The sequence below is a fragment of the Paenibacillus sp. NPDC058177 genome (genome assembly GCF_042883835.1).
Classification (GTDB): domain Bacteria; phylum Bacillota; class Bacilli; order Paenibacillales; family Paenibacillaceae; genus Paenibacillus_AQ; species Paenibacillus_AQ agri.
Window position 1 is genome coordinate 520,761 of record NZ_JBHVVB010000001.1, and the last position, 26,671, is coordinate 547,431.

The following is a 26,671-nucleotide window of genomic DNA, read 5'->3' on the forward strand; positions in this document are numbered from 1 at the left end:
AGCGGGACAACTGGGTTGCTTTTTGAAAATTATGGGGAAACTATTGAAAGTATGAAAGAAGATATGATTCGCAAAAAACGGCTTCATCATCTCGTTGGGAGGACAAGCCGTTTTTGCTTGTAGTTGTATACAGAATTTGTGTATCGTTAACGGTTAGCAAATTCGTTTACTTCAATTAAGGAGGGACTTTATGGAACAACGTGTGGAAATGCAGTTGGGCGGAAGACGCCTTGTGCTAGAAACAGGCCGTTTGGCCAAACAAGCTAATGCAGCCGTAATGGTGCGTTACGGTGATACTTCAGTATTGTGTACGGTTACAGCCTCGAAAGAGCCGAAGGATCTGGATTTTTTCCCGCTAACGGTTAACTATGAGGAAAGATTATATTCGGTGGGTAAAATCCCGGGTGGTTTTATTAAACGGGAGGGCAGACCGAGTGAAAAAGCGATTCTGTCGAGCCGCTTGACAGACCGTCCTATACGCCCGCTGTTCCCGGAAGGTTTCCGGAATGATGTACAAGTCTTGAACCTTGTTATGAGTGTGGATCAGGATTGTGCACCGGAAATTGCCGCTATGATTGGTACTTCCGCAGCACTTAGCATTTCGGATGTGCCGTTTGATGGACCTATCGGTGGGGTTGCCGTAGGCCGGATCAATGGTGAGTTTGTCATCAATCCGGATGTAGCTCAGCAAGCCGACAGCGACATTTATGTCGTGGTTGCCGGAACCAAAGATGCCATCATGATGGTTGAGGCGGAAGCAAGTGAAGTATCGGAAGATGTGATGCTTGAAGCGATCATGTTCGGGCATGATGAAATTCGCAAAATCGTCGCTACCATTGAAGAACTAGTCAAACTTGCTGGTAAGGAAAAAATGGCTGTGAAGCTGCATGCGGTAGATGCTGATGTGAACACTGAGGTTCGTGCTTTTGCGGAGAGCCGTTTGGTGGAAGCTGTCAAAATTGCCGAGAAGCATGCACGTCAACAGGCGATCGATGTTGTGAATGATGAAGCTGTTGCGTATTTCGTTGAGAAATACATAGAAACCCCTGAGCTTCTGAAGGATGTCAAGGAAGTGCTTCATGACATCGTGAAGGAAGAAGTCAGACGACTGATTACTCATGACAAGGTACGTCCAGATGGCCGTAAGCTTGATGAGATCCGTCCAATCGAATGCGATACAGGTCTGCTGCCGCGTACACACGGCTCCGGTCTGTTCACACGTGGGCAAACACAAATTCTTAGCGTATGTACGCTGGGTGCATTGGGTGATGTGCAGATTCTCGACGGTATTGATTTGGCTGAAACGAAACGTTTCATGCACCATTATAACTTCCCTCCGTTCAGCGTAGGGGAAGCTCGTCCGCTTAGAGCACCTGGCCGTCGCGAGATTGGTCACGGCGCACTTGGAGAACGTGCACTGTCTAAAGTAATTCCTAGTGAGACTGAATTCCCATACACCATTCGTTTGGTATCGGAAGCCATTGAGTCGAACGGTTCGACATCCCAAGCAAGCATTTGCGCCAGTAGTATGGCGATGATGGATGCGGGTGTACCGATTAAAGCACCAGTAGCCGGTGTAGCCATGGGTCTAATCAAAGATGGAGAGCATGTTTCCATTCTGACCGATATTCAAGGTATGGAAGATCATCTTGGCGATATGGACTTTAAAGTAGCGGGTACTGCAGAAGGCGTAACGGCGATTCAAATGGATATTAAAATTGCCGGTATCGACCGGAAAATTCTTCAGGATGCTTTGCAGCAAGCCAAAGAAGGACGTTTGTTCATCTTGGACAAAATGAATGAAGTGATTTCCGAGGCAAGACCGAATCTGTCCAAATATGCTCCAAAAATTATCATCATCAACATCAACCCGGACAAAATCCGTGATGTTATCGGAGCTGGCGGTAAGATCATCAACAAAATTATCGAAGAAACCGGCGTGAAAATCGACATCGAACAAGATGGCCGTGTATTCATTGGTTCCTCTGATGAAGAGATGATTCAGAAAGCCCGCACCATTATCGAAGGCATTGTACGTGAAGTGCAAGTCGGCGAAATTTACGTGGGTACCGTTAGACGCATCGAGAAATTCGGCGCATTTGTTGAGCTGCTGCCAGGTAAAGACGGTCTGGTGCATATCTCCCAGCTGTCCACCGAGCGTGTAGCTAAGGTAGAGGATGTTGTGGCTATCGGCGATACAATCACTGTAAAAGTCACCGAGATCGACCAACAAGGTCGTGTCAACCTTTCCCGCAAAGCGGTGCTGACTTCCGAAGGCGCAGCCAAGGCATAAGTTTTTACACGAGGGCTGTGAGGGTTAAAAGAGACAGAAGCGCAAGTATTCTGGCTCTTTTTCTCATTACACTTTTATAGTTAGTATTTAGATTTAACAATATAGGAATTAGAGGCAGGGCACCGTAAGGTGCTTTTCTTGTTTTCATCAGAGTATACTTGTGGCGATAATCCGCTGCATGCATAATTTCCTCGAATCTTTCATAGGCTGGGACAAAGCCTCCCTGCACAGCGATGTGCAGGAGAGATTGGTTTGTGCCGGAGGAGGAAAGGATCATGAAGACGGAAAAGGTCGCACTCGTGCTGGCCTGCATTGCTATAATTATTGGAATAGGGAGCACGAACGGCCCTGTGAAGGACATGCTGGTCCAGTTGAAGCCGCAGGAAGGATTGGCCGTGTGGAAGGACGAGTCAGCCATAGCGCATGATGATTTACGAAGCCAGATCGAGGCCAATGCGGTCAAGCTCTCCGCTCCACCGGTGGATGCAGTGCTGGACAGGGTATGGAAAGCCATTCCCGGTTACAATGGTCTGGAAGTGGATGTGGAATCCACCTACAGGAATGCGCTTTTGCAGCCCAAAGAGCCGCTTAAATATGTATACCGACAAATCACGCCCAAAGTATCCTTGGATGATCTCGGGGCACAGCCAATCTTCAGGGGAAATCCAGGCAAGCCGATGGTCTCACTGATGATCAATGTGGCTTGGGGCAATGAATATATTATTCCGATGCTGGATATTTTGGATGAAGAAAAAGTGAAGGTGACGTTCTTTCTGGATGGGAGCTGGCTGAGCAAAAATCCGGAGCTGGCTGCAGAAATGCAAAAACGCGGTCATGAGATGGAGAACCATGCCTATACACATCCTAATATGAGCAGTTTGAGTCATGCGCGGGCCACAGCTGAAATTGAGAAAACGCAGAAGCTGCTGAAGCAGACGCTGGGGGTTACGAACAAATGGTTCGCTCCGCCGTCGGGGGATTTCAACCAGCAAACCGTAGAGATTGCTGCAAGTCTGGGACTCAAAACTGTGCTGTGGACCCTGGATACGGTGGATTGGCGCAATCCTTCTCCGGAATCTGTCATTGTCAAAATCACGTCTAAAGCAGAGCCGGGTACGCTGGTGCTCATGCACCCTACGGCGTCCTCCTCCAAGGCACTGAGAGGCATGATACAAGGCATCCGCAAGAAGGGGCTGAGTCTCGGCACGGTTAGTCAAACCTTGTCAGCGGAACGCATTCTGCCCCCAGAAGTTGAGTGAGCGTTCTATTTCTGGTACGATAAAAAGCACGTTGGAAATATCATTATAGATAGAAACAGGGTTACGCCAGGAGGGTTTTCAATTGGAAAAAATAGTGTTATCGAACGGTTTGCGGGTAGTCACTGAGACCATTCCTACCGGACGCTCCGTTTCCTTCGGGATCTGGGTCAAGACGGGGTCCAGGAATGAGAAGCCTGAGAACAACGGGATTTCCCATTTTGTTGAACATATGCTTTTTAAGGGGACGGACCGTTATAGCGCCAAGGATATTGCAGAGAAGTTCGATGCGATCGGCGGCAATGTCAACGCATTTACCTCGAAAGAATATACATGTTATTATGCAAAAGTGCTGGATGAACATTTGCCGATAGCGGTGGATGTGCTTGCGGATATGTTTTTCCGTTCCAAGTTCGATGCTGAAGAACTGGCTAAGGAGAAGAATGTAATTCTGGAGGAAATCGCCATGTGCGAGGATACTCCGGATGATTTAGTGCATGATCTGATGTGCGAAGCGGCCTACCAGGACCACCCGCTGGCTTATTCCATTCTGGGACTGAAGGAACGCTTGCTGGAGATGACGCCAGATCACCTCCGCGCCTATATGAAGGAACAGTACACGATAGAGAATACAGTGATCAGTGTGGCCGGGAATATCAACGACGAACTGATTGATCTGCTGGAGCAGCATTTCGGCTCGTTCGACAACCACGGAACGTCTGCAGCGCTGACTGTGCCGGATTTCCATGGAGAACTGCTGTTTCATCGTAAAAAAACAGAGCAGAATCATATCTGTATCTCGCTTCCAGGCGTTCGCTCCGGCGACCCGTTGCAATATGCAATGGTGCTGATCAACAACGCGGTTGGCGGAGGGATGAGTTCGCGAATGTTCCAGGAAATCCGGGAAAAGCGCGGTCTGGCTTACTCTGTATATTCCTACCACAGCTCCCAGGCAGATAGTGGCTTGTTCACCGTGTATGCCGGGACTGCTCCTAAACAGACCAAAGAGGTCTTGGAGCTAACCAAAGAAATGTTGTATGAACTTGCGGATAAGGGGCTCAGTGAAGATGAGCTGGACAAAGGCAAGGAGCAAATGAAGGGCAGCCTCATTCTCAGCCTTGAGAGCACCAGCAGCAGAATGAACCGTATCGGTAAAAATGAGCTGATGCTCGGCAGACATGATACGCTCGATGATATGATTGCCAAGATCCAGCAGGTGACGATGAATGACATCAACGCTGTACTGGACAACATGTTCGCCGAGCCGTTGGCCATGGCCATGGTGGGCTCTACAGATAAAGCTATAGTTAATGTTAGGAGAGATGATCTTGTCTTACTTCGTTCAAATTCATAAACAACCAGGGAATGAGGATGTATCCCTACCACGTAAAATGTCAGAACAGGCCTCCGGTTACGATCTCTATGCTGCTGTTGACAGTGATGTCGTACTTGAGCCGGGTGCACGCGCGTTAATTCCGACGGGCATTTCGCTCGCCATGCCGGATGGACTGGAGGCGCAGATTCGCCCACGCAGTGGTTTGGCTCTGAAGCACGGTATTACCTGCTTGAATACGCCTGGCACCATTGATGCCGATTACCGCGGAGAAATCAAGGTGCTGCTGATCAATTTAGGTCAGGAGCCGTTTGCCATTGCTCGTAATGAGCGTATCGCCCAAATGGTCTTCCAGGCGGTGCCGGCAGTGACACTGGTTGAAGTAGAGGAACTGTCTGCAACCGTTCGTGGTGAAGGCGGATTCGGGCATACAGGGAAATAAACGATAAACAAGATACAATAATAGCTACATATTTGAAAAAGCTTACGGGAGCTGTGCTGTTTAAAGCTCATTCCGTGAGCTTTTTTTGCGTTGTTAGCCGACTTATTGAGGATAGCTCAGGACATTAAGTCGGCGTATCCCTCAACGTATCAACCCTGCGTTTCAACTACTGTTTGTCTTTTGCAAAATTCAGGTTTTACAGGTATTTCTACTCCGCTTTTCACCCATCCCGAATGCCCAGCATAAGATGCCTTATAGCCTTGGAGTGTAATGTGAAAGGAGCGTCATCCCTATGCTTACTGGCGTCAGGATCGTGTTCCTGGGCGGGGACGCAAGACAATTGGAAGTGATTCGGAAGTGTGTGGAAATGGATGCAACGGTAAGCGTTGCCGGGTTCGATAAATGGGAAGCCCCTTGCCCGGGGGCGAGCCTGGAACAAATGTCAGTGGCGCTGCTGGGAAATGCCGATGTGCTCGTGCTGCCAACTGTGAGCTGTGATGATGAAGGCAATATTAGTGCGCTTTTCTCTTCTGAGCCACTTAAACTGCTTGAGGAGCACGTAGCTGCTTTGCCGCCACATTGTAGCATCTATACCGGAATGGCCAAAAACTATCTGCGCAGGCTGTGTACTAAACATGAATTGAAGCTGATCGAATTGCTTGGCCGTGATGATGTGGCGATTTATAACTCCATTCCGACGGCGGAAGGAGCACTGGTCATGGCGATTCAGAATACGGATTTTACCATTCATGGATCCAAATCCATGGTTCTGGGAATTGGAAGAACTGGTTTTACGATGGCCCGGAGCCTCCAGGGGTTAGGGGCGAAGGTGAAAGTAGGCGTTAGGAGACAGGAGCATTATGCAAGGGCGGAGGAAATGGGCTGGGAGCCTTTTATGACAGACAATTTAGTGGCCCACGTATCGGAGGCGGATCTGATCTTCAATACGATTCCGGACATGATCATTACGGCCCAGGTCCTGTCCCGGATCCCCAGACATTGCTTAATTGTTGATTTGGCCTCTGCCCCGGGTGGCTGTGATTTTCGCTATGCGGAGAAACGCGGCATCAAGGCATTGCTGGCTCCCGGGCTGCCGGGAATCGTTGCCCCACGGAGTGCCGGAATCATCATGGCAAATGCACTGGTACAGTCGATATCGGACGGGACTTTGAACAGGGGGGATGTATAATGAACTGGCACGGAAAAACAGTAGGGTATGCCATTACCGGCTCACATTGCACTTTTGCCGAGGTAATGCCGCAGATCCAACGCTTTATAGATGATGGTGCGAACGTGGTGCCCATCGTATCAGGATCGGTACTGGCAACGGACACGCGGTTTGGCACATCGGAAAGTTGGCTAAAACAGTTGAAAGATATAACAGGGAATGATATCATTTCTACAATTGTTGAAGCGGAACCGCTGGGTCCTTCCAAGCTGCTGGATGTGCTGACGATTGCTCCCTGCACAGGCAATACCACAAGCAAGCTGGCTAATGCCATGACGGACAGTCCTGTATTAATGGCGGCGAAATCGCAGATGCGCAACGGCCGTCCGCTTGTGCTGGCGATCTCCACCAATGACGGACTGGGTCTGAATGCTGCCAATATCGCGAAGCTGCTTGTGACCAAAAATATTTATTTTGTACCGTTCGGCCAGGATAGTCCTCACGGCAAGCCTAACTCACTTGTGGCCCGGATGGAACTTATTCCGGAGGCCTGCTATGCCGCTCTGCAGGGAAATCAGTTGCAGCCCATGATCATCGAACGGTTTCATTCAGCATAATTAAAGAAACGATTTGAGACTGCCTTTAACTTTTGAAGGGGAGATGCACAAGGGATGTGGTGAATGTTGATGCCACGGACCATCGACGATTGTTGATTTCATCGCTTGACAATTATACAGCTCGTCTGCTGCCGTCCTCATTTACGAGGGCGGTACAACCATTTTTCAAACAATATACCGTTGAAATCACGACTTTCGCAGCGAACATTGCTCTTCTAAAAGAGCCTGCTTTCTGCGTATTTATTAGTGTGCTTGCTTCGATAGTAATGGAGGAATAATACATGGGTATTTTGGTGCAAAAATTTGGCGGAACGTCACTCTCCACGCCTCAGGCGAGAGAGCATGTCATCCGTCATGTCAAACGGGAACTGGCAAGCGGGTATAATCTGGTGATTGTGGTCTCGGCCATGGGACGGCGTGGGGAGCCCTATGCCACAGATACACTGCTGGATTGGGCTGTTCAGAACGGTAACGCGCTTGGTGACCGTGAGAAGGATCTGCTGATGTGCTGTGGGGAGATTATCTCCGCCACGACGCTCTGCGGGTTACTGGAGAATGAGGGTATTCCTTCAACGGTGCTGACCGGAGCCCAAGCAGGGTTCGTGACGGACAACAGCTATGGCAATGCCAGAATTCTGGATGTGCGGCCGGAGCGTATTCTTCGTGAACTCAGAGACCAGAAAGTAGTCATTGTAACCGGGTTTCAGGGACAGACAGAAGCCGGAGATTTCACAACGCTTGGACGAGGCGGAAGCGATACATCGGCAACTGCGCTCGGGGCGGCGCTACGTGCAGATATGGTCGATATCTACACCGATGTGAACGGAATTCTGACAGCAGACCCTCGTATAGTCGAGGATGCTAAGCCTTTGACCATTGTCAGCTATACGGAGATCTGCAATATGGCCCATCAGGGAGCGAAGGTTATTCATCCACGGGCTGTAGAAATCGCCATGCAGGCGCAAATTCCAGTGCGTGTGCGTTCTACATTCTCCGATACGGAGGGGACTTTGGTTACGCATCCTGAGGGCTTCAATGATGTGCAGGCAGGTATTGTAGACCGTTTTGTTACCGGGATCGCTTATGTCAGCAATGTGACGCAGATTTCGGTGGAATGTCCGGATGGAAACGGGACGGGAATGCAGCTGCAGATTTTCAAAAGCATGGCGGACAACGGAATCAGCGTTGATTTTATTAATGTCACTCCTACCGAAGCTCTCTATACGGTCTTTGATGATCATTCTGAGAAAGCTATCGCAGCGCTGCAGGAGCTGGGTCTTCGTCCGAAGAGCTTGTCCGGGTGTGCCAAGGTATCTGTCATTGGCGGCGGGATTAATGGTGTTCCCGGCATTATGGCCCAGATCGTGGAGGCGCTAAGTTCGCAGAACATTCAGATTTTACAGTCAGCGGATTCCAACACAACCATTTGGGTGCTCGTGAAGAAGGAAGACATGGTGCAGTCGCTGCGAGCGCTGCATGCGAAGTTTGAATTACACCGTTAAAGGAGGAATTCAAAATGGATTTCGGGAGATTGATTACAGCAATGGTCACCCCCTTCGACGAAGCGGGAGAAATCAATTGGGAAGAAACTTCGCGGCTCGTTGATTATTTGATTGAAGAGCAGAAATCCGAGGGTCTGGTCGTTTGCGGGACAACTGGCGAATCTCCGACCTTAAGTGATGAGGAGAAGCTGAAGCTTTTTGAATTCGTATTGGAAAAAGCTCGTGGACGCTGCAAAATTATTGCTGGTACAGGCAGTAACAATACGAAGCACTCTGTTCATCTGACGAAGGAAGCGGAGCGGATCGGCGTAGATGGCGTACTGGTGGTAGTGCCGTATTACAACAAGCCTAACCAGGAAGGGCTGTATCAGCATTTTGCGACCATTGCCAGAGAGACAGAACTTCCGGTTATTCTGTACAATGTGCCTAGTCGGACTGGAGTCAGTCTGAGCGCGGCTACAACGCTGAGGCTTGCAGAAATACCGAATATCGTTGCCACCAAGGAATGTGCTTCGGTAGACCAGATTACCTGGATAGCCGCGGCTTGTCCGGAGGATTTCCATGTGTACACTGGCGATGATTCCGCAGGGCTGGCAGCACTGGCAGTGGGTGGTCATGGCATTATCAGTGTGGCAAGCCACATTGTCGGCTCCGAGATGTTGGAGATGATTGAGACGTATAATTCAGGGAATGTACGGCGTGCTGGGGAGCTTCATCGGAAGCTGTTCCCGGTTTTCAAGGGCTTGTTCGAGTCCCCTCAGCCATTGCCGAATCCCGCAGCTGTGAAATACGCACTGGGTCTTAAAGGTGTGAATGTGGGCTCCGTAAGACTTCCGCTTATTGGCCCGACAGAGGAAGAGGCCGCGTTTATTGAAGCTCTCCTGAACTGATAGTCGTGAAAGGAGACAACAGCGGCTGGAAGTCCAAACATTTTCCGCAATGAGGATTTAACCTCAAGTAAGAATCCTAAGTTCAATCTTTAGATTTGTAACAAAAGATGACTATCTTCAACCGGTTCTCCATGTGGGGAGCCGGTTTTTTACAATATGAAGAGCGTTTTTTTATAAAATAATGGCGATGTTTTGAGGAAAGAATAGAGATACGGATTGGACGACTTGTCTTTTGCCAAAAAAATCATGTATAATGATGTTAAGTGACTGGGTGCGGTTAAAATTAAATATGCGGTAATCTTCCGTCAATGTTATACATTGTGAGACAGGATAGGTCCTTGAATAAGTCTGTTCAGAGCATGGCAGGGGCTTCGCGCAAGGGGCGCGGCGGTGAATTTTGACGGTTTGACCGCTTCAATGGTGCACTTCATTGCCCGGGTTCGGGGCTTTCGCATTGCATGTTTATATAAGGTCTTACGGAATTTTCCTGTCGATTGAGTGGAAGCTATCGGCTGTTTGAAGAATGTATTCATTTACAGAATGTATTCAACGCCGCTGAAATAATGAAGTTTCAGTATTTAAAAAATAAAATGTATGACGTCCAACATCATAGGAGGGTTAGATTCATTTGTCCAAGAAAAATAACAATGATAAATTAACGATTTTCGCTTTGGGCGGAGTCGGAGAAATTGGTAAGAATATGTATGTCGTTCAATATGGTTCCGACATCGTCGTAGTTGATGCGGGTTTGAAGTTCCCGGAAGAGGATATGCTCGGCATTGATATCGTCATTCCGGATATCTCGTATTTGACAGAGAACCGCGACAAGGTAAGAGGAATCGTGCTGACACACGGACACGAAGATCACATCGGCGGTCTTCCTTATGTCCTGAAGAATTTGAACGTTCCGGTATACGGAACCAGACTGACTTTGGGCCTTGTCGAGAACAAGCTTAAAGAAGCTAATCTGCTGGGTGAAACCAAACGGATTCTGATCAACGAAGATTCAGAGATCCAACTGGGGAACTCACTGAAGGCAACCTTCTTTAGAACCAACCATAGTATTCCCGACTCTGTCGGCGTATGCATCGAAACACCAGAAGGTAATGTCGTGCACACAGGTGACTTCAAATTCGACCACACCCCAGTCAATGGTCAATTTGCGAACCTGCACCGGATGGCTGAAATCGGCCGCAAGGGCGTACTCGCTCTGATGTCCGACAGTACCAATGCTGAGAAACCGGGATTTACACCTTCGGAGAAGAATGTCGGCATCGTGCTTGAAGATATTTTCCGCAAGGCAGAGCAACGTGTTGTGGTTGCAACTTTTGCTTCCAACGTACACCGTATCCAGCAAGTTGTGAACGCCGCTGAATCCACTGGACGTAAAATTACAGTTATCGGACGCAGCATGGTTAATGTTGTATCTATCGCTTCTGAGCTTGGTTATTTGCATGTACCGGATGGTATGCTGATTGAGCCTGAAGAAATGAACCGGATGGCTGCTAACCGCGTAGTGGTATTGTGCACGGGTAGCCAAGGCGAGCCAATGTCAGCATTGACTCGTATGGCACGCTCCAGCCACCGTAAGGTGGATATCCTGCCGGGAGATACCGTTATTATTGCGGCAACTCCGGTACCGGGTAATGAGAAGTACGTAGGCCGTACCATTGATGAACTGTTCCGTCTTGGTGCCAACGTTATTTATAGCGGCTCCAATTCCGGCGTTCACGTATCCGGTCACGGTAGCCAGGAAGAGCTGAAACTAATGCTTAACCTGATGCAGCCGAAGTATTTCTTGCCGATCCACGGTGAATTCCGTATGCAACGCAGACATGCGCTTCTGGCAGAGTCAGTGGGTGTAGACCCAGCGAACATTTTCATCACAGAAATTGGTGAAGTTGTTGAGATCCAGGGCGGAACAGCACGCAAAGCAGGTAAAGTAACTGCCGGCAACGTACTGATCGATGGTCTGGGTGTAGGTGATGTGGGTAACATCGTATTGCGTGACCGCAAGCTGCTGTCTCAGGATGGTATTCTTGTAGTTGTAGTTACCCTAAGCAAGCAAAACGGGGCGATTGTCTCCGGACCTGACATTATCTCGCGCGGATTCGTATATGTGCGGGAATCGGAAGGACTTCTGGATGAAGCGAACCGGATCGTCTCCAGCACGCTTCAACGCCTGATGAGTGAGAAGGTCAATGAGTGGGCATCCCTCAAGACCAGTGTTAAAGATTCGCTCGGCCGTTTCCTCTATGAGCAAACACGCCGCAGACCGATGATCCTGCCAATTATCATGGAAGTGTAATATACATTTTCTTTCAGTATAACTTATAAATCAAGCCTCTTTCTCCCGGAAATATTGGACGGTTTCCAGGGTGAAAGAGGCTTTTTTGCGCCCATTTCAGCAAAATTTATTACGGTGATGCTTTTTTTTACTGTCTTGCGTTGCAGTTTCATGCCTTGGTATGGGTCTGTATTTAAAGCCGCTGAATAACAGGGTGCCCTGAAATGTCATACTAGGATAGTTAATATGACTGAAGCACTTAACGGAAAGGGCGTGTCAGGAATCATGAATAATATGACAGGTAGCAATGCGGGGAGCAATGAGGAAACCATGCCAGGGCAGGATGCACCAGAGCCAGGGCAGGCACTTCCTCCCGGTGCCGTAGGAACATTGAAGGAACTGGGACAGACGGCTGTTCCGGTAGCGGAACCGGATATTTTTTGCATCACCATTATCGGGCAAATTGAAGGGCATATTGTCATGCCTCCGCATAATAAAACAACCAAATATGAGCATATCATCCCGCAACTCGTAGCCGCCGAGCAGAACAAAAGTATCCATGGCCTGCTGATTATTCTCAATACTGTAGGCGGCGATGTCGAGGCTGGACTGGCTATTGCGGAAATGATTGCTTCGCTGACCAAGCCGACGGTGACGGTTGTGATTGGTGGCGGGCATAGCATCGGCGTTCCGATTGCTGTAGCCTCCAGTTATTCAATCATCGCGGAAAGTGCTACGATGACTATTCATCCGATTCGCATGAACGGTCTTGTCATCGGCGTGCCCCAAACTTTTGAGTACATGGAGAAAATGCAGGAGCGTGTAGTCAAATTTGTCACTTCCCATTCCCGCATTACGGAAGAACAATTTAAAGATCTGATGTTCAAAACAGGAGAACTCAACCGGGATATAGGAACAGCTGTCGGCGGGTTAGATGCAGTGCGATATGGGCTGATGGATGAGGTTGGAGGAATTGGTGCGGCGCTTAGTCGTCTTAATAGCATGATTGCGGAACGATCAGGTCCAACGACGGCGGGCACGAACGTACCGCTGCATGGAGGGATACCACAATGACCTTGTTTACAGTGATGCCTATGGAGCAGGTGTGGGAGGGCGCATTAACTACCGGTTCAGGACAGCTTGAAGTCCACTATCAGGGCATGCTTATGCAGGTGGAGCCTCTAGACGAAGGACGTGCGCGAATTGTAAGGCTGCTGAATTGTCCGCTTGCCACATATCTTGATTCTTCGCTCGCCCCCGGAGCGATTATTTCATTAACATAATTACTCAATATATGACAAAACAGAACATAGGTACGCCACGCCATTATATGGTATAATGTTGTTCCGGGGGTGTATGGTGTGGCTAAACGTAAACAGAAGAAGAAAAAAGCGCTGCTGGGCAGTGTTCTAAAATATGAAATCTATGGAATTATGCTCATCACCATATCTGTCATTGCATTATCCGGAGAGGCTGCAGTGGGACGTTCTCTTTCCAGCCTGGCCGGCTATTTGCTTGGCAGATTTTATTTTGTGCTGCCACTGGTTGGCATATTTTTAGGTCTAATGGTGATGATTCACAGGAGATGGCCATCTACCTGGAACAGTCGCCATACCGGTGTACTGCTTCTTGTAATGTCTATGACCTTGATGAGCACTATTTCTGCGATGGAGCAGAAGCTTGGACCGCTAAATATGCTGCATCCAGGGAATGTGTTCACCCAAATACATAATGACCTTAATGGCTCACTTACTCCTGCAACTAATAGCAGCAGTGTATATATGCTGGGTAAAGATATCAGTGGAGGATATCTGGGCGGTCTCGAATATGCGACTCTTTTGTGGCTGTTCGGAAGTCTCGGGGCCAAGCTGTTAATGATTGTGATGCTGGCGATCAGCTTCATGTTAATCACCAATCTGTCCTATGTAGAGCTGTTTATGCTGTTGCGTGTTCGTGCGGTTAAGCTGGCTGAGGATCTGCGCAAGCGGGCGGCTAACCGTCCGAAGGCTGTGCATGTATCGGCCAAGCCTTCCCGGGCCAAAGCTTCTGCTCCGCGTCAAATTCCTCAAGAGATCGAGGATGACGAGGAGGATGAGCTGCAGCTGCCGAGACGGAAGGCGCCGCTGTTGTTCCAGAAGATCTCGCAGTGGACCTCTGGTGCTTCGCGTGAGCAAGGGACGGGAATTCCAGTGAAAGGCGAAGATATTGAATATAATCCTGCTGACGGTCCGATTATTTCGGGGCTATCTTCAGGGGTACCTGTTTCTCCGTATGACGAAGTGGAGGAGGATTTCGACGATGAGGCCTTTGACACACCAATTATTCGTGATTTCTTCCAGCATATCCGTACGGAAGGCTTGAACGACGAGGATCGTGAGGAGTGGAGCGAATTCTCTCCAGCAGCAAGAAACGGTATCAAAACAGGTTTGCAGGAGCCGAAAATTATTGCTGATCCCGAGGCAGATGTCAGCGAGATATTCGGAGCTAATGCCGCAGAGGGATCGCAGGGCCTTGCCGAAGTAGAGGGGCTTGTGACCGCGCCAGTTTCGGATATGACCGAAGAGGGAGGAACTTTGCCTGCTTCTCCGCCACCACCACCTCCGAAGCCGTACAAGCTGCCTTCATTCAGGCTCTTGTCGAAACCGAATAATGGCGGCAAAGCTGGAGACCAGAATGATTATATGCAGACAGCCCGCAAGCTGGAAGCTACGCTGGAGAGCTTCGGAGTTCGAGCCAAGGTGTTAGAAGTGGTACGCGGTCCTGCGGTTACGCGTTACGAGATACAGCCGGATATCGGGGTGAAGGTGAGCCGAATCGTAAACCTCACGGATGATATCGCATTGGCTCTGGCGGCTAAGGATATTCGTATGGAGGCACCGATTCCGGGTAAATCTGCGATCGGGATTGAGGTGCCGAATCCGGAAGTATCCGTGGTCACCATGCGCGAGGTCATGGAGACCCAGACCTTCACCGAAGCAGAGTCCAAGCTATCCATTGCCTTTGGACGGGATATTTCCGGACAGACGATTATCGGCAATCTGGCGAAGATGCCCCACTTGCTGGTGGCCGGTGCCACCGGCTCTGGTAAATCGGTTTGTATTAACGGTATTATTACCAGTATTTTATATAAAGCGAAGCCTAATGAAGTTAAGTTCCTGATGGTCGATCCCAAGATGGTGGAACTGAATATTTACAACGGGATACCGCATCTTATGGCTCCGGTTGTCACTGATCCGAAGCGGGCTAGCCTGGCCTTGAAGAAAATTGTAGTGGAGATGGAAAAACGGTATGAGCTGTTTTCTAAATCCGGTACCCGGAACATGGAAGGCTATAACAATCTGATGAAGGACAATCCGGCCGCTGTACTGCCGTATATCGTTGTTATTGTGGACGAGCTTGCCGATCTCATGATGGTAGCCGCGAACGATGTGGAGGATGCCATCTGCCGGCTGGCACAAATGGCCCGGGCGGCGGGAATACACTTGATCATCGCGACCCAGCGTCCTTCAGTGGATGTTATTACTGGTGTGATCAAAGCGAATATTCCATCACGGATCGCCTTTGGCGTATCCTCACAGGTGGATTCGCGGACCATTCTTGATATGGCCGGCGCAGAGAAGCTGCTAGGTCGGGGAGACATGTTGTTTATGCCGATGGGCTCCTCCAAGCCTATTCGCGTTCAGGGAGCCTTTATGAGCGATCAAGAGGTGGAAACGATTGTACATTACGTCAGCAGTCAGGGTGAAGCCACCTATGATGAATCCATTGTGCCTGAGATCGATGATAGCGGAGCCCAAGAGGATGAACCGCAAGATGAATTGTACGACCAAGCGGTACAAATTGTTCTTGAAGCCAAGCAAGCATCCGTATCCCTGCTTCAGCGCCGCATGAGAGTCGGCTACACCCGCGCTGCGCGCTTAATTGACTCTATGGAGGCCCGCGGGGTGATCGGCCCTTACGAGGGCAGCAAGCCGCGTGAGGTGCTGGTCTCGTTGGAACAGTATCAGCATAACCGGATCAGTTCATAATAGAACTGTTGACGCATTGAACAACAACATGAGAAAGCCCGCTCCAGGACAGGATAACCTGTTCTGAAGCGGGCCTTTTTTAACCTTTATAGGAAGCAACGTTGTTACCCTGTTAAGCAAGTTTATTTTACTGTAGCTAGAAGACTGTTCACGATATAGTCAAGCTGGGCATTAAGGGAGTAAATATCATTGTAGTATGACAATCCGAAATCGATTGGGAGCAAATGTCCATTTTTGACCGCTGGAATGCTGTTCCAGAGCGGGTCACTTGTAAGATCAGCCATGCCATTATAGGACGAACGGAAAATATAGTCACCGCTATACTTGGCAAGTACCTCGAACGATATTGATTCCGCTTCTGCACCTGTTGAAACATCAATTTTCTGCTGAATCAATTCAGGTGCTTTCATGCCCAGATATTCGTACACCACCTGTGAACCCCGGCCGAACTGCTTGCTGCTAACAACAGCCATGCTGCGGTCTTTACCGCCTTCCATAATGGACACGGTCTTGTCCAGAATTCCAGCAGCTTGCAGCTTTTGTTTGCTCTCTGCAACCTTTTTATGGAAATCATCGAAGAGGCTTTGGGCTTCATCTTTTTTGCCTACGACTTCACCAATCATAGCCACGCGTTCCTCTGCAGTCATTTTTTCATAAGGGATGAGAACAGTAGGTGCAATTTGGTGCAGTGCCTGGTAAGTCTCTTCGGATGGCACGATGATCAGATCAGGATTGAGATCAAGTACCGCCTCCGGGCTGGCTTCGAACCAGGTACCCAGCTTCTGCACATCTTTAAGTTCATTTTCAAAAGCTGCACCCTCAGATACATCGGAGACGCCAACCGGTTTAATGCCCAGTGCCAGTACATCGCCCAGCAAGTATAGAACGACGATCCGCTGCGGATGAAGGGGCACTTCAATATCGCCCTTAATCGTAGATACGGTGCGGGTCTGTGCTTCAGCAGGCGTATTCTGGTCAGTATTTCCTGAGTCCGCTACAGCCGTGGCAGATGCTGAAGGGGAGGGGGAAGCTGTGTTTTTAGCTGGTGCCGGCGAGCAAGCGCCGAGCAGGATGCTAAAGCATAACATCAGCATGAGCAAGAGGGATGGTTTAGTATTTCTGTACATGTGTGACTCTCCTTTTGTTCTATATTGATCATGATTATCATTATCAATATATCGGAGGAAGAGAGGTGAAACAATGTCATTTCGGGCCTGTCCCAATGTCATATCCGGCCATATATGTGGCGCAGAGGCATTATTTTTGAAGCGAACGGAAGAGATTCCGAAATGTTTCTTGAACATTTTTCCAAAAGAATACGCATCTGAATATCCCGTACCGAGTGCGATTTGCTCAAGGGTGGCGTCCGTCTTCAGCAATAGAGTTCGGGCTTGCTTCATGCGGATCTCGGTCAAGTAGCGGGAAGGGCTGCATTGTAGCTGAGCCCGGAACAAGCGGGATAATGTTCTTGGACTGCTACCGATAGCTTCAGCCAATTGATCTATACTTAGAGGCTCATGATAATTTTCCTCCATATATCGTATGACCAGGTTCAGCAAGTCCGGCTTCATAAGCTTGATTCCCTGAACATGGAGCTGCCATGCAAGTTCGTACACCAACTGATAGAAAAGCGTTTTGACTTGAAGCTGCTCCAGCAGACCGCCACTGTCCCAATTGCTTAACATACTCTCTGTCTTTTGATACAACGAGGTCGCGCTTGTTGGTTCAAAGCCGTATTGGCAGTGAAACGGATTATTTTGTTCCATCAGAGCAACCAGTTCCTTACCTGCTGGAAGCGCAAGGATCGCTCTATATAAAATTAAAACATATTCAAATTCAAGTCCGTCCTCCTCAAGAAAAAGCTCAACGAGCGTTCCCTTTCCGCCATGAAGAACATGGGCGTGGTTGAATTGATACGAATGTTTATCCAGCATCACACGGGCTCCGCCGCGTGATGCGTACAGGAAAGCGCTGGATGGTAAACGATAGGGCGGTGCGTTATCCCCTGCGTTAAGTGTAGTGCGGCGAATATCCATGATTTTAATGTGGGCATGATTCCACAATTTTAAATGATCTTTCAGGTGCATGTAGTCTTTTACCCCCAGGTTACTTTATTCCAGTATAGTTGATAACCATTCTCATTAGCAACGAATTCCTGACCCTTCTCCATTGCCATGCATAGGAAGAGCTGACAGTCGTCATAATAACTTTAGCCATCCATGCAGAACTTACAAGAGAAAGGTAGAGCGATGCCCTATGAAGAATAAGAAGCTATGGTTACTTGCCGTACTGACCCTTGCTATAACCACCGCCCCTTTTGCAAACAGCATCATGTTCAGTCAAAAGAGCGCTGCAGCACGTAACGTGGAGAGCAACAGCGCTTCTCCTTCCAAAGAGATGAGCAACTATGAGCAGGAAGCTTTACCGGCTTTTAGCACAACAACTGTTAAATACGGAGCTTCAGGCAAAGATGTATACGAGCTGCAGGGCCGCTTGAAATTCCTGGGTTATTATGCAGGAGCGATAGACAGCCAATTTGGATCTTCGACTCTGGAATCTGTGAAGTGGTTTCAGTGGAAATTCGGTATGCCGGCTGATGGTGTTGTAGGTGCCAAAACTAAACTGAAGCTGTATAACGCGACAAAGGACTGGAGGCCAACGGAACCGCCAACCGGTACTGCCTCCAAGGCTCCGAGTGGTGGTGGGGGCGCGGGGAAAGCAGATAATAATTCGAATAATACTGCAGAACTGTCGTCGGGCAACACGATGGGCCTCTCGGAAAATGATCTTAAGATTATGGCGAATGCCGTATACGGGGAATCCCGCGGTGAGCCTTTTGAAGGTCAGGTCGCAGTTGCTGCCGTTATTCTGAACCGTGTAAAGTCACCAAGCTTTCCGAACACGCCGTCCGGTGTAATCTTTCAGCCTGGTGCATTCACAGCCGTAGCCGACGGCCAGATTTATCTGGAGCCGAATGAACAAGCGCGCAAAGCTGTGCAGCAGGCCCTCAATGGCTGGGACCCATCCGGGGGATGCCTGTATTATTTCAACCCGAAGACGGCGACCTCCAAATGGATTTGGACTCGTCCGCAGGTGAAGACCATCGGGCAGCACATCTTTTGTATGTAAAGAGCACTGACCGCCCGCTAATGCAGGCTTAAGCTGAAAAATCCGTAAGAGCAACCGGGGCCTAACCTTCGGTTGCTTCCTTACTTTGGAATGGTTTAGAATGGAAAGTACTTCATAAACATGATGTATAGCATTTATCTACGCCGTAAAGGAGTTTTGGACTTGACTAATAATGGTTTTCAACATGGCAGCGTCGCAGGCATGCGTATTCACGTATTGCCGACGAAGGCGTTCAAGACCTTCGCCATCTCACTTTATGCCGGCGTTCCGCTCAAAGAAGATACCGTAACTCCAACAGCGCTGGTTCCTTTCGTGCTGCGCAGAGGTACGGCCTCCTACCCGGAGACGACCCAGTTCCGTGAGCAGCTGGAAGAGCTGTATGGCGCGGGTTTCGGTTTTGATGTATACAAAAGAGGCGATTACCAGATCGTGCAGTTCCGTATGGATACGATCAATGATTCCTTTGTCCAAAGTAAGGAAAGCCTTCTGGGTGAGTCCTTTGCGTTTCTGGGCGAAGTTTTGACGAAGCCCGCGCTGGAGAACGGAACTTTCCGTCCGTCCTATGTTGCTACAGAGCGGGAAACGGTCCGCAAGAAGCTGGAAGCTATCGTGAACGATAAAATCCGCTATGCGGCTGAACGTTGTATCGAAGAAATGTGCCGCAATGAACCTTACCGCTTGCACCCGCTGGGACAACGCGCTGATCTAGACGGCATTACGCCAGAGAGTCTGTATAAGTCATACAACTCTTGGCTGGATGGAGCGATCCTGGATCTTTATGTGGTAGGAGATACGACCCCGGAAGAGGTAGAGAAGCTGGTTAAGCGTCATTTCGGCCGTAGCGATGCTGCTGTCGCAGCGTATTCTTCCAATTTCACTCCGGTATCCGTAAGTGAAGTCCGTACGATAGAGGAGAAGCTGGATGTCAGTCAAGGCAAGCTGAATATGGGGTTGCGCACTTCAATTACTTATAAGGACGATACTTATGCGTCAGCCTTGATGTATAACGGGATTTTGGGCGGCTACCCGCATTCCAAGCTCTTCGTTAATGTGCGTGAGAAGGAGAGTCTCGCTTATTACGCTTCTTCCCGTTATGACGGACATAAAGGGATCGGAACGATTCAGTCCGGTATTGAGATTCAGAATTACAGCAAAGCGGTAGATATTATCCGCCAACAGCTTGACGAGCTGAAACGCGGTAACATTAGCGATCTGGAACTGAATCAGACCAAAGCAATGATTCGCAATTTGCTCTCGGAGATTCAGGATTCCGCTTTTGAGCTGATTTCATTTGATTTTAACCGCCAGTTTTCCGGAAAAGATCGGTCTGCGCAGGAACTGCTGACGCAAGTGGAACAAATCGGATCTGGCGATGTTAAGGCCGCTGCGGAATCGTTCCAACTCGACACGATTTATTTCCTGACAGGGCAGAAGGAGGAATAGCGGTGGAACAGTTACGTTACGACAAGCTTCAAGAGACATTGTATCATGAGGTGATGGACAATGGACTGCAGGTGTATGTACTGCCTAAGCCAGGGTTCCGTAAAACCTACGCGACATTTGCCACTAAATACGGATCGGTGGATAATCATTTCCGGGTAGCCGGCGGGGAAGAAACCACGGTTCCTGATGGGATTGCCCACTTTTTGGAGCATAAAATGTTCGAGGAGCCGGAAGGCGATATTTTTGCTACCTTTGCCTCCAACGGTGCTTCCGCGAACGCATTTACAAGCTTTGACCAGACGGTCTATTTGTTCTCGGCAACGGAGAATATCGAGACTAACCTCAGCACTTTAGTTGATTTTGTGCAGCGGCCTTATTTCACAGATGAGAACGTGGAGAAGGAAAAAGGCATCATCGGACAGGAAATCAATATGTACGCTGACAATCCGGACTGGCGCGTCTATTTTGGCCTCATTGAAGCCATGTATGACAAGCATCCGGTTCATATTGATATCGCCGGGACCATTGATTCTATCTCAACCATTACAAAAGAGACATTGTATACGTGCTACAATTCGTTTTACCATCCGAGCAATATGTTGTTGTTCGTCGTAGGTGGTGTTGAGCCTGAGAAAGTTTTCGAGCTCATCCGCAGCAATCAAGCGGGGAAATCTTATGATATACAGGGCGATATTGAACGCATCTTTGAAAAAGAACCGGAGCAGGTAGCCACCAAGCGCAAAGAGAGCAAACTGGCTGTCTCCATGCCGAAGTGCCTGTTCGGTTTCAAAGAGAAGGAACTCGGTCTTTCTGGTGAAGCTGCTGTTTGGCGCGATTTGACAACCAAGCTGATGCTGGATCTGCTGCTGGGCAGCAGTACGGCATTGTACCAGAAGCTGTATGACGAGGAATTGATCTCCGACAGCTTTGGTCATGAGTTCAACAGCTCGCCGCAATATGCATTCTCCGCTATTGGCGGCGATACGAAGGACCCTGATTTGCTGCTCAAGCGGATCAAGGAAGAGATTGAACCGCTGCTGCAATCCGGATTTGCCGAGAAGGATTTTGAGCGGGCACGCAAAAAGAAAATCGGCGGCTATCTCCGTATGCTGAATTCTCCGGAAAATATTGCTCATGAATTCACCCGCTACGAGTTCCGTGGTGGAGACCTCTTTGAAGTGCTTCCGCTCTATGAATCCATCACATTGGATGAAGTCAATGCACGTCTGCGCAGCCACGTAGATTGGGAACAGCTGGCGGTTTCGCTGGTGGTGAGCCCTTAATGCCGTTTCAGGGAGAGAACAGCAAGCCGATTGGAGAAATGACTGTGCTTATTACCGGCGGAAGCGGGGGAATCGGCGGCGCTATTGCCGAACGCTTTGCATCGGTGGGCATGAATATTGTAATTCATTATATGAACTCTCATGAAGCGGCGAATGACGTTGCCCGCCGCTGCATGGCCCTGGGGGCAAGAGTTATGACAGTGACTGCGGACGTCAAAGACCGCAGTCAGCTTTTGCGTATGGCAGAAAGACTGGAGAGCTGCGGACTTCAGCCAGACATCCTCGTTAACAATGCCGGCAAAGCTCATTACGGGATGCTGGCAGACCTTTCCGAAGAGGAATGGGATGAGATTATGGCGGTTAATTTGAAGGGGACATTCCTCTGCAGTCAAATTTTTATGCCGTATATGGTATCACAGCGTTTTGGACGAATTATCAATGTGTCCTCCGTGTGGGGGATTTCCGGTGCCTCCTGTGAGGTGGCCTACTCGGCCAGCAAAGGCGGGATCAATGCTTTCACCAAGGCGCTGGCCAAAGAGCTGGCGCCTTCCGGTGTCACGGTGAATGCTGTGGCGCCAGGAGCGGTGGATACGGCGATGCTAGCCAATCTGGAGGAGGAAGAGGTGCGCATGCTGGAGGAAGAGATTCCTGTTGGACGGCTTGGCGCGCCTGATGAAATCGCTTCGCTGGTGTATTTTCTGGCGCTACCTGAATCCGTGTATATTACAGGACAAGTTATCAGCCCGAACGGGGGCTGGATTACCTAAAAGTCTCGGGCTTGGAGAAAAGCTCCAGCATAAGAACTTTGCATCCGAGACATATTATTACTGTTGATTTTAAATCTCACGCAAGACGGCGGTTCTTTCGCGTTAAACGAAGGGACTGACCGTAACCATGAAGGAGGATTTAAGATGTCAACAGAGAATACGGTAATCAAAAACTTTGATACCTGGAAAAAATTTCTGGGTGAACGGGTCGTTCAGGCCGAGAAGATCGGGATGAGTGAAGATACCATCTCCAAGCTGGCTTTTGAAATCGGGGAATTCCTCGACAACAAGGTAGATCCAGCGAACTCTTCGAACCGGGCGATCAAAGAGCTGTGGGATGTCGGCAATGACGAAGAGAAGCAAACAATTGCTAAACTCATGGTCAGACTGGCGAAAAAACACGCATAAGCTCGCGGAAAAAGCTCCCCTCGGGGAGCTTTTCTGTAATTATTACAGTACTGACCTTGCCTTTCATTTTTTTTTTATATATCATTAACATGACCCGTGTAATGCAGCACCTTGTCGATTCAGAGGTTTTTTTGACGTCTGGACAGGTGCAGGGAAAAGGAATCTATGAGGTGTACAAGTGGAACATAAACAGTGGTATATGGAATATAAGATACATAAGAACAGACCTGGTCTGCTCGGTGATATCGCTTCTATGCTCGGGATGCTGGAAGTCAACATTATTACGATTAACGGTGTAGAAGGCAAGACTCGGGGGATGCTGCTCGAGACGAACGATGAAGAGAAGATAATGCTGATGGGCGAGATGCTCAAGAAGGTTGATAATATTACCGTTACGGCTTTGCGTCCTCCACGGCTCGTGGACAAGCTGGCTGTTCGGCATGGACGATATATAGATCGGGATTCGGATGACCGCAAGACGTTCAGGTTTACGAGGGATGAGCTGGGGCTTCTGGTGGATTTTCTCGGAGAGCTGTTTAAGCGTGAAGGCAATCAGGTAATAGGACTGCGTGGGATGCCTCGTGTAGGCAAGACGGAGTCCATTATTGCTGGGAGCGTCTGTGCGATGAAGAGATGGACCTTTGTGTCCTCGACACTATTACGGCAGACCGTGCGCAGCCAACTTGCAGAGGATGAGATGAACCCTCATAATGTGTTTATTATTGACGGTATCGTCAGTACGATCCGTTCCAATGAGAAGCATTACAATCTGCTGCAGAACGTGATGAGCATGCCGAGTACGAAGGTTATTGAGCATCCGGATATTTTTGTGCGTGAATCGGAGTACAGCTTTGATGATTTTGATATCATTATTGAACTGCGAAATTCTCCTACTGAGGAGATTTTGTACGAGACATTCACCGGAAGCTACAATGAGGACCTATAAACATGAGAGAACAAGGAGGTGATGGTATGTCGGAACTGGGCCGGCAATTGAAGGAGGCGCGCCTGCAAAAAGGTATGAGTCTTGACGATGTCCAGGAAGTTACGAAGATCAGAAAAAAATATTTGGAAGCCATCGAGGCGGGGGATTATAAGGTGCTCCCTGGAAGTTTTTATGTCCGGGCGTTCATCAAAACCTATGCGGAAGCAGTGGGGGTTAACCCTGACGAGCTGCTAGAGGAGCATGGCAATGTACCAGCACCTCCAGTGGAAACCACCCCAATGGAAACGGTCATTCAAAAGCGCAGCCGCAGACCTGAGACGGAACGCAACGCCAAGTGGTTGCCGACGCTATTAATGTGGACTTTTCCAGTCCTGATTATTGTTGTCATCTATATGTACGCATCTAATCTGAATAAAGGCGAAAGCAATCAGGTGGATCCGACTAAGGTAACGGATGCTCAGCAGGACCCGGCGACGGCTCAGACTCCACCGCCAGCAGCGGGCAATACAGCCAAGCCTACGGCCACCGAGGGCACTACCAGCGTGGAACCTACGCCAGAGCCTACATTGCAGCCTACCCCTTCGCCAACGCCGCCTCCACAGGCTGTTACGGTCACTGAGGATCGCAAATCAGGCAAGAGTACAGTCTTTAAGGTATCTGCCCCTCCAGGAAGTGCGGTGCAGGTGAAGATTGCAGCTAACGGAGTCAGCTGGCTTGAAGTCTACAAAGGCTCTAACTCCAAGGGTGAGAAGCTTTCCTTCGGCAATACTGCTGCGGGAGATAATATGACATTTACACTTGATAGCACAGGAATGTACATCAAATCCGGCTATTCGCCAGCAACAATCATTACGGTCAATGGTCAACAGGTGACAGACGGTAAGTCTTCGTCCCGCATTTTGCTTGAGCTGGATGAAGCATCCGGCAGTAATGGTTCTGCGAACAGCGGCACAACGGATAGCGGTGCAACGAATTCGGAAACCACTTCAACGCAGTAAACGGCAGGAATGCATAGGCTTTGGCTTTATGGGGAACATAAGAAGGATTTACAGTTCTCACGCCAAAGCGAGGTGTATTCTATCATGACTGTCAGCTGGATTGTAGCAGGGCTAGGTGTAATCGTTACGCTCCTGGGATATTACCTGACACCAAATGCCTGGGGTTATGGAATCCTCGGGTTCGGACTGGCGCATATTGTGCTGGGGATTCTGGACATGTTTCGGTCACCTTCCCGCAGCAGATAGGTCCTGCACTCAGGGAATCAAGCGTCTCCCGAGCCTTCGATGCCTCCGGGAGGCGTGTTTTTGTAGGGAATGGCAAAGCTCCACACTGTGGGGCTGTTTTGCATGTCGGGTCATTGTTTTCTTCCATAATTAGACTTGGACAAATCTTTCTCATATAATAATAAAAGAATAAATGTAAGCAAAGGACGTGAAGTAATGGCTTCGGAAAGTTCGTTTGACATTGTATCAAAAATGGACATGCAGGAATTAACCAATGCTGTTCATCAGACAGAGAAGGAGATCGATAATCGGTTTGACTTCAAAAACAGCAAAAGCAGTTTGAAACTTGAGAAAGATGCGCTTATTATTTCCTCTGAGGATGAATATAAGCTGAACGCTGTCATCGACATTTTGCAGTCCAAGATGGTGAAGCGCGGCATTACTCTCAAGAACCTGGATTTCGGAAAGGTAGAGCCTGCGTCACTGGGGACAGTACGTCAACGCCTGGGCCTGAAGCAGGGGATTGATCAGGATAACGCGAAGAAGATCAATATTCTGATTCGTGATTCCAAGCTGAAGGTGAAGAGCCAAATCCAGGGTGACCAAATCCGGGTAACTGGTAAGAGCCGTGATGATCTGCAACAAATCATCCAAATTCTGCGCAAAGCTGATTTGCCGCTCGATTTGCAGTTTAACAATTTAAAGTAAGATACCTGTGCCCCGCTGTGCTGTACCAGCACGCAAGCTTGCGGGGTGCTTTCTGTTTTTGGAAGAGAGGGTATAAACATCCCGGATTCGCATCATCATAACAAGACAGGTAATGGTTACTTTTGTGGCTCAATTTACATATGGATATTGCAGCAGTTTTTTTGAATAGATAGAGAGAGTAGAATCCAGCCAACTGTCCATGGTGCCCACAGTATTCCTGGGATAAATGAGATGGGGCTGCCGCTATTGCCTGCGGCCGTTTTATGGCTATAATATACTTGCGTAAGAAATGGTTAGAACAAGATTTGGATGATTGATTAGGGGAGGAACTTCAGTGAATTTGCCCAACCGCATCACGCTTGCTCGTATTTGTCTTATCCCTATTATGATGTTTTTTTTGCTGGTGGATTACAGCTTCTATCCGGAGCCGCTACACTGGGGCTCATTCCAGCTTTCTGTTAACCATCTGGTAGCGGCGGTGATTTTCTTGCTGGCAGCTAGCACGGATGGAATAGATGGCTATATCGCCCGAAAATATAATATGGTCACTAATCTTGGTAAGCTGCTTGATCCGCTCGCGGATAAGCTGCTGGTTACCGCTGTGCTTATTTCGCTAGTGGAGCTGGGCAGATGCGATTCCTGGATCGCCATTGTCATTATTAGCCGCGAATTTGCAGTCACTGGGCTTCGTCAGGTTGCACTGCTGGAAGGCAAGGTAGTAGCTGCCAGCAAATGGGGCAAGATCAAGACGATTGTTCAAATTGTCGCCATCTCACTGCTGCTGCTTAACAATTTCCCGTTTCAGTTCATCAGCATTCCGGTCGACGATATTGCTATCTGGGCCGCAACGTTGATCACGATCTATTCGGGGATCGATTATTTTATCAAGAACAAGGATTTGCTACAGCTCCATAAAGCATAATAATCGAACGGTTCACTCTATATAAT

At 48.9% G+C, this 26,671-nt stretch carries 23 protein-coding genes; 22 read left to right on the forward strand and 1 reads right to left on the reverse strand.

Annotation, left to right across the window (positions count from 1 at the left end):
* The first annotated feature begins 190 nt into the window (after positions 1-190).
* From pnp to ACFVU8_RS02475, 12 genes are all read left to right on the forward strand, one after another.
* Positions 191-2,293, forward strand: coding sequence for a polyribonucleotide nucleotidyltransferase (gene pnp, locus ACFVU8_RS02420; RefSeq protein ID WP_379464345.1), 2,103 nt, complete (start codon positions 191-193; stop codon positions 2,291-2,293).
* Between the two features lie 275 nt (positions 2,294-2,568).
* Positions 2,569-3,552: a polysaccharide deacetylase family protein gene (locus ACFVU8_RS02425; protein WP_379464344.1), complete on the forward strand. Its 984-nt coding sequence runs from the start codon at positions 2,569-2,571 to the stop codon at positions 3,550-3,552.
* A gap of 82 nt (positions 3,553-3,634) precedes the next feature.
* Complete coding sequence (locus ACFVU8_RS02430) at positions 3,635-4,903, forward strand: M16 family metallopeptidase (protein ID WP_175371904.1); 1,269 nt, start codon at positions 3,635-3,637, stop codon at positions 4,901-4,903.
* Positions 4,872-5,324: a dUTP diphosphatase gene (dut, locus tag ACFVU8_RS02435; RefSeq protein ID WP_217622374.1), complete on the forward strand. Its 453-nt coding sequence runs from the start codon at positions 4,872-4,874 to the stop codon at positions 5,322-5,324. The genes ACFVU8_RS02430 and dut overlap by 32 nt, the downstream gene beginning before the upstream one ends.
* Before the next feature lie 292 nt (positions 5,325-5,616).
* Positions 5,617-6,513, forward strand: a complete 897-nt coding sequence (gene dpsA, locus ACFVU8_RS02440) for a dipicolinate synthase subunit DpsA (protein ID WP_175371903.1) — start codon at positions 5,617-5,619, stop codon at positions 6,511-6,513.
* Positions 6,513-7,109, forward strand: coding sequence for a dipicolinate synthase subunit B (locus ACFVU8_RS02445; protein WP_066362032.1), 597 nt, complete (start codon positions 6,513-6,515; stop codon positions 7,107-7,109). The genes dpsA and ACFVU8_RS02445 overlap by 1 nt, the downstream gene beginning before the upstream one ends.
* A gap of 281 nt (positions 7,110-7,390) precedes the next feature.
* Positions 7,391-8,611 (forward strand): aspartate kinase, encoded by a 1,221-nt coding sequence (gene dapG, locus ACFVU8_RS02450; RefSeq protein ID WP_175371902.1) that lies wholly within the window; start codon positions 7,391-7,393, stop codon positions 8,609-8,611.
* 14 nt (positions 8,612-8,625) lie between these two features.
* Positions 8,626-9,501 (forward strand): 4-hydroxy-tetrahydrodipicolinate synthase, encoded by an 876-nt coding sequence (gene dapA, locus ACFVU8_RS02455; RefSeq protein ID WP_387425730.1) that lies wholly within the window; start codon positions 8,626-8,628, stop codon positions 9,499-9,501.
* 628 nt (positions 9,502-10,129) lie between these two features.
* Entirely contained in the window at positions 10,130-11,809 is a 1,680-nt protein-coding gene (locus ACFVU8_RS02460; RefSeq protein WP_387425731.1) for a ribonuclease J, read from the forward strand.
* 309 nt (positions 11,810-12,118) lie between these two features.
* Positions 12,119-12,862, forward strand: a complete 744-nt coding sequence (locus ACFVU8_RS02465) for a ClpP family protease (protein ID WP_387427167.1) — start codon at positions 12,119-12,121, stop codon at positions 12,860-12,862.
* On the forward strand, positions 12,859-13,071 hold the full coding sequence (locus tag ACFVU8_RS02470; protein ID WP_175371899.1) for a YlzJ-like family protein: 213 nt from the start codon (positions 12,859-12,861) through the stop codon (positions 13,069-13,071). The genes ACFVU8_RS02465 and ACFVU8_RS02470 overlap by 4 nt, the downstream gene beginning before the upstream one ends.
* Before the next feature lie 78 nt (positions 13,072-13,149).
* Complete coding sequence (locus tag ACFVU8_RS02475; RefSeq protein WP_387425732.1) at positions 13,150-15,816, forward strand: FtsK/SpoIIIE family DNA translocase; 2,667 nt, start codon at positions 13,150-13,152, stop codon at positions 15,814-15,816.
* A 122-nt stretch (positions 15,817-15,938) separates the two neighbouring features.
* Here ACFVU8_RS02475 and ACFVU8_RS02480 read toward each other — a convergent pair whose 3' ends face one another.
* Positions 15,939-17,903 (reverse strand): ABC transporter substrate-binding protein, encoded by a 1,965-nt coding sequence (locus tag ACFVU8_RS02480; protein WP_387425733.1) that lies wholly within the window; start codon positions 17,901-17,903, stop codon positions 15,939-15,941.
* A gap of 169 nt (positions 17,904-18,072) precedes the next feature.
* Between ACFVU8_RS02480 and sleB the strand changes: the two genes are divergently transcribed.
* The 10 genes from sleB (at position 18,073) to pgsA (ending at position 26,645) form a co-directional block, all read left to right on the forward strand.
* On the forward strand, positions 18,073-18,945 hold the full coding sequence (gene sleB, locus ACFVU8_RS02485; protein WP_387425734.1) for a spore cortex-lytic enzyme: 873 nt from the start codon (positions 18,073-18,075) through the stop codon (positions 18,943-18,945).
* A 201-nt stretch (positions 18,946-19,146) separates the two neighbouring features.
* Positions 19,147-20,388 (forward strand): EF-P 5-aminopentanol modification-associated protein YfmF, encoded by a 1,242-nt coding sequence (yfmF, locus tag ACFVU8_RS02490; protein ID WP_379464738.1) that lies wholly within the window; start codon positions 19,147-19,149, stop codon positions 20,386-20,388.
* A gap of 2 nt (positions 20,389-20,390) precedes the next feature.
* A complete protein-coding gene (gene yfmH, locus ACFVU8_RS02495) occupies positions 20,391-21,671 on the forward strand; it encodes an EF-P 5-aminopentanol modification-associated protein YfmH (protein ID WP_387425735.1) in 1,281 nt (426 codons plus the stop codon).
* Positions 21,671-22,438 (forward strand): elongation factor P 5-aminopentanone reductase, encoded by a 768-nt coding sequence (gene ymfI / locus ACFVU8_RS02500; protein ID WP_387425736.1) that lies wholly within the window; start codon positions 21,671-21,673, stop codon positions 22,436-22,438. Before yfmH ends, ymfI begins: the two co-directional genes overlap by 1 nt.
* A 144-nt stretch (positions 22,439-22,582) precedes the next feature.
* Complete coding sequence (locus ACFVU8_RS02505) at positions 22,583-22,846, forward strand: DUF3243 domain-containing protein (protein WP_175371893.1); 264 nt, start codon at positions 22,583-22,585, stop codon at positions 22,844-22,846.
* A 178-nt stretch (positions 22,847-23,024) separates the two neighbouring features.
* Positions 23,025-23,792, forward strand: a complete 768-nt coding sequence (locus ACFVU8_RS02510; protein WP_066361996.1) for a DUF3388 domain-containing protein — start codon at positions 23,025-23,027, stop codon at positions 23,790-23,792.
* Positions 23,793-23,818: 26 nt separating this feature from the next.
* Positions 23,819-24,790: a RodZ domain-containing protein gene (locus ACFVU8_RS02515; RefSeq protein ID WP_387425737.1), complete on the forward strand. Its 972-nt coding sequence runs from the start codon at positions 23,819-23,821 to the stop codon at positions 24,788-24,790.
* 84 nt (positions 24,791-24,874) lie between these two features.
* Positions 24,875-25,036 (forward strand): hypothetical protein, encoded by a 162-nt coding sequence (locus ACFVU8_RS02520; RefSeq protein WP_175371890.1) that lies wholly within the window; start codon positions 24,875-24,877, stop codon positions 25,034-25,036.
* Between the two features lie 195 nt (positions 25,037-25,231).
* Positions 25,232-25,723, forward strand: coding sequence for a YajQ family cyclic di-GMP-binding protein (locus tag ACFVU8_RS02525; protein ID WP_066361986.1), 492 nt, complete (start codon positions 25,232-25,234; stop codon positions 25,721-25,723).
* A gap of 334 nt (positions 25,724-26,057) precedes the next feature.
* Entirely contained in the window at positions 26,058-26,645 is a 588-nt protein-coding gene (pgsA, locus tag ACFVU8_RS02530; protein WP_175371889.1) for a CDP-diacylglycerol--glycerol-3-phosphate 3-phosphatidyltransferase, read from the forward strand.
* The last annotated feature ends 26 nt before the right edge of the window (positions 26,646-26,671 follow it).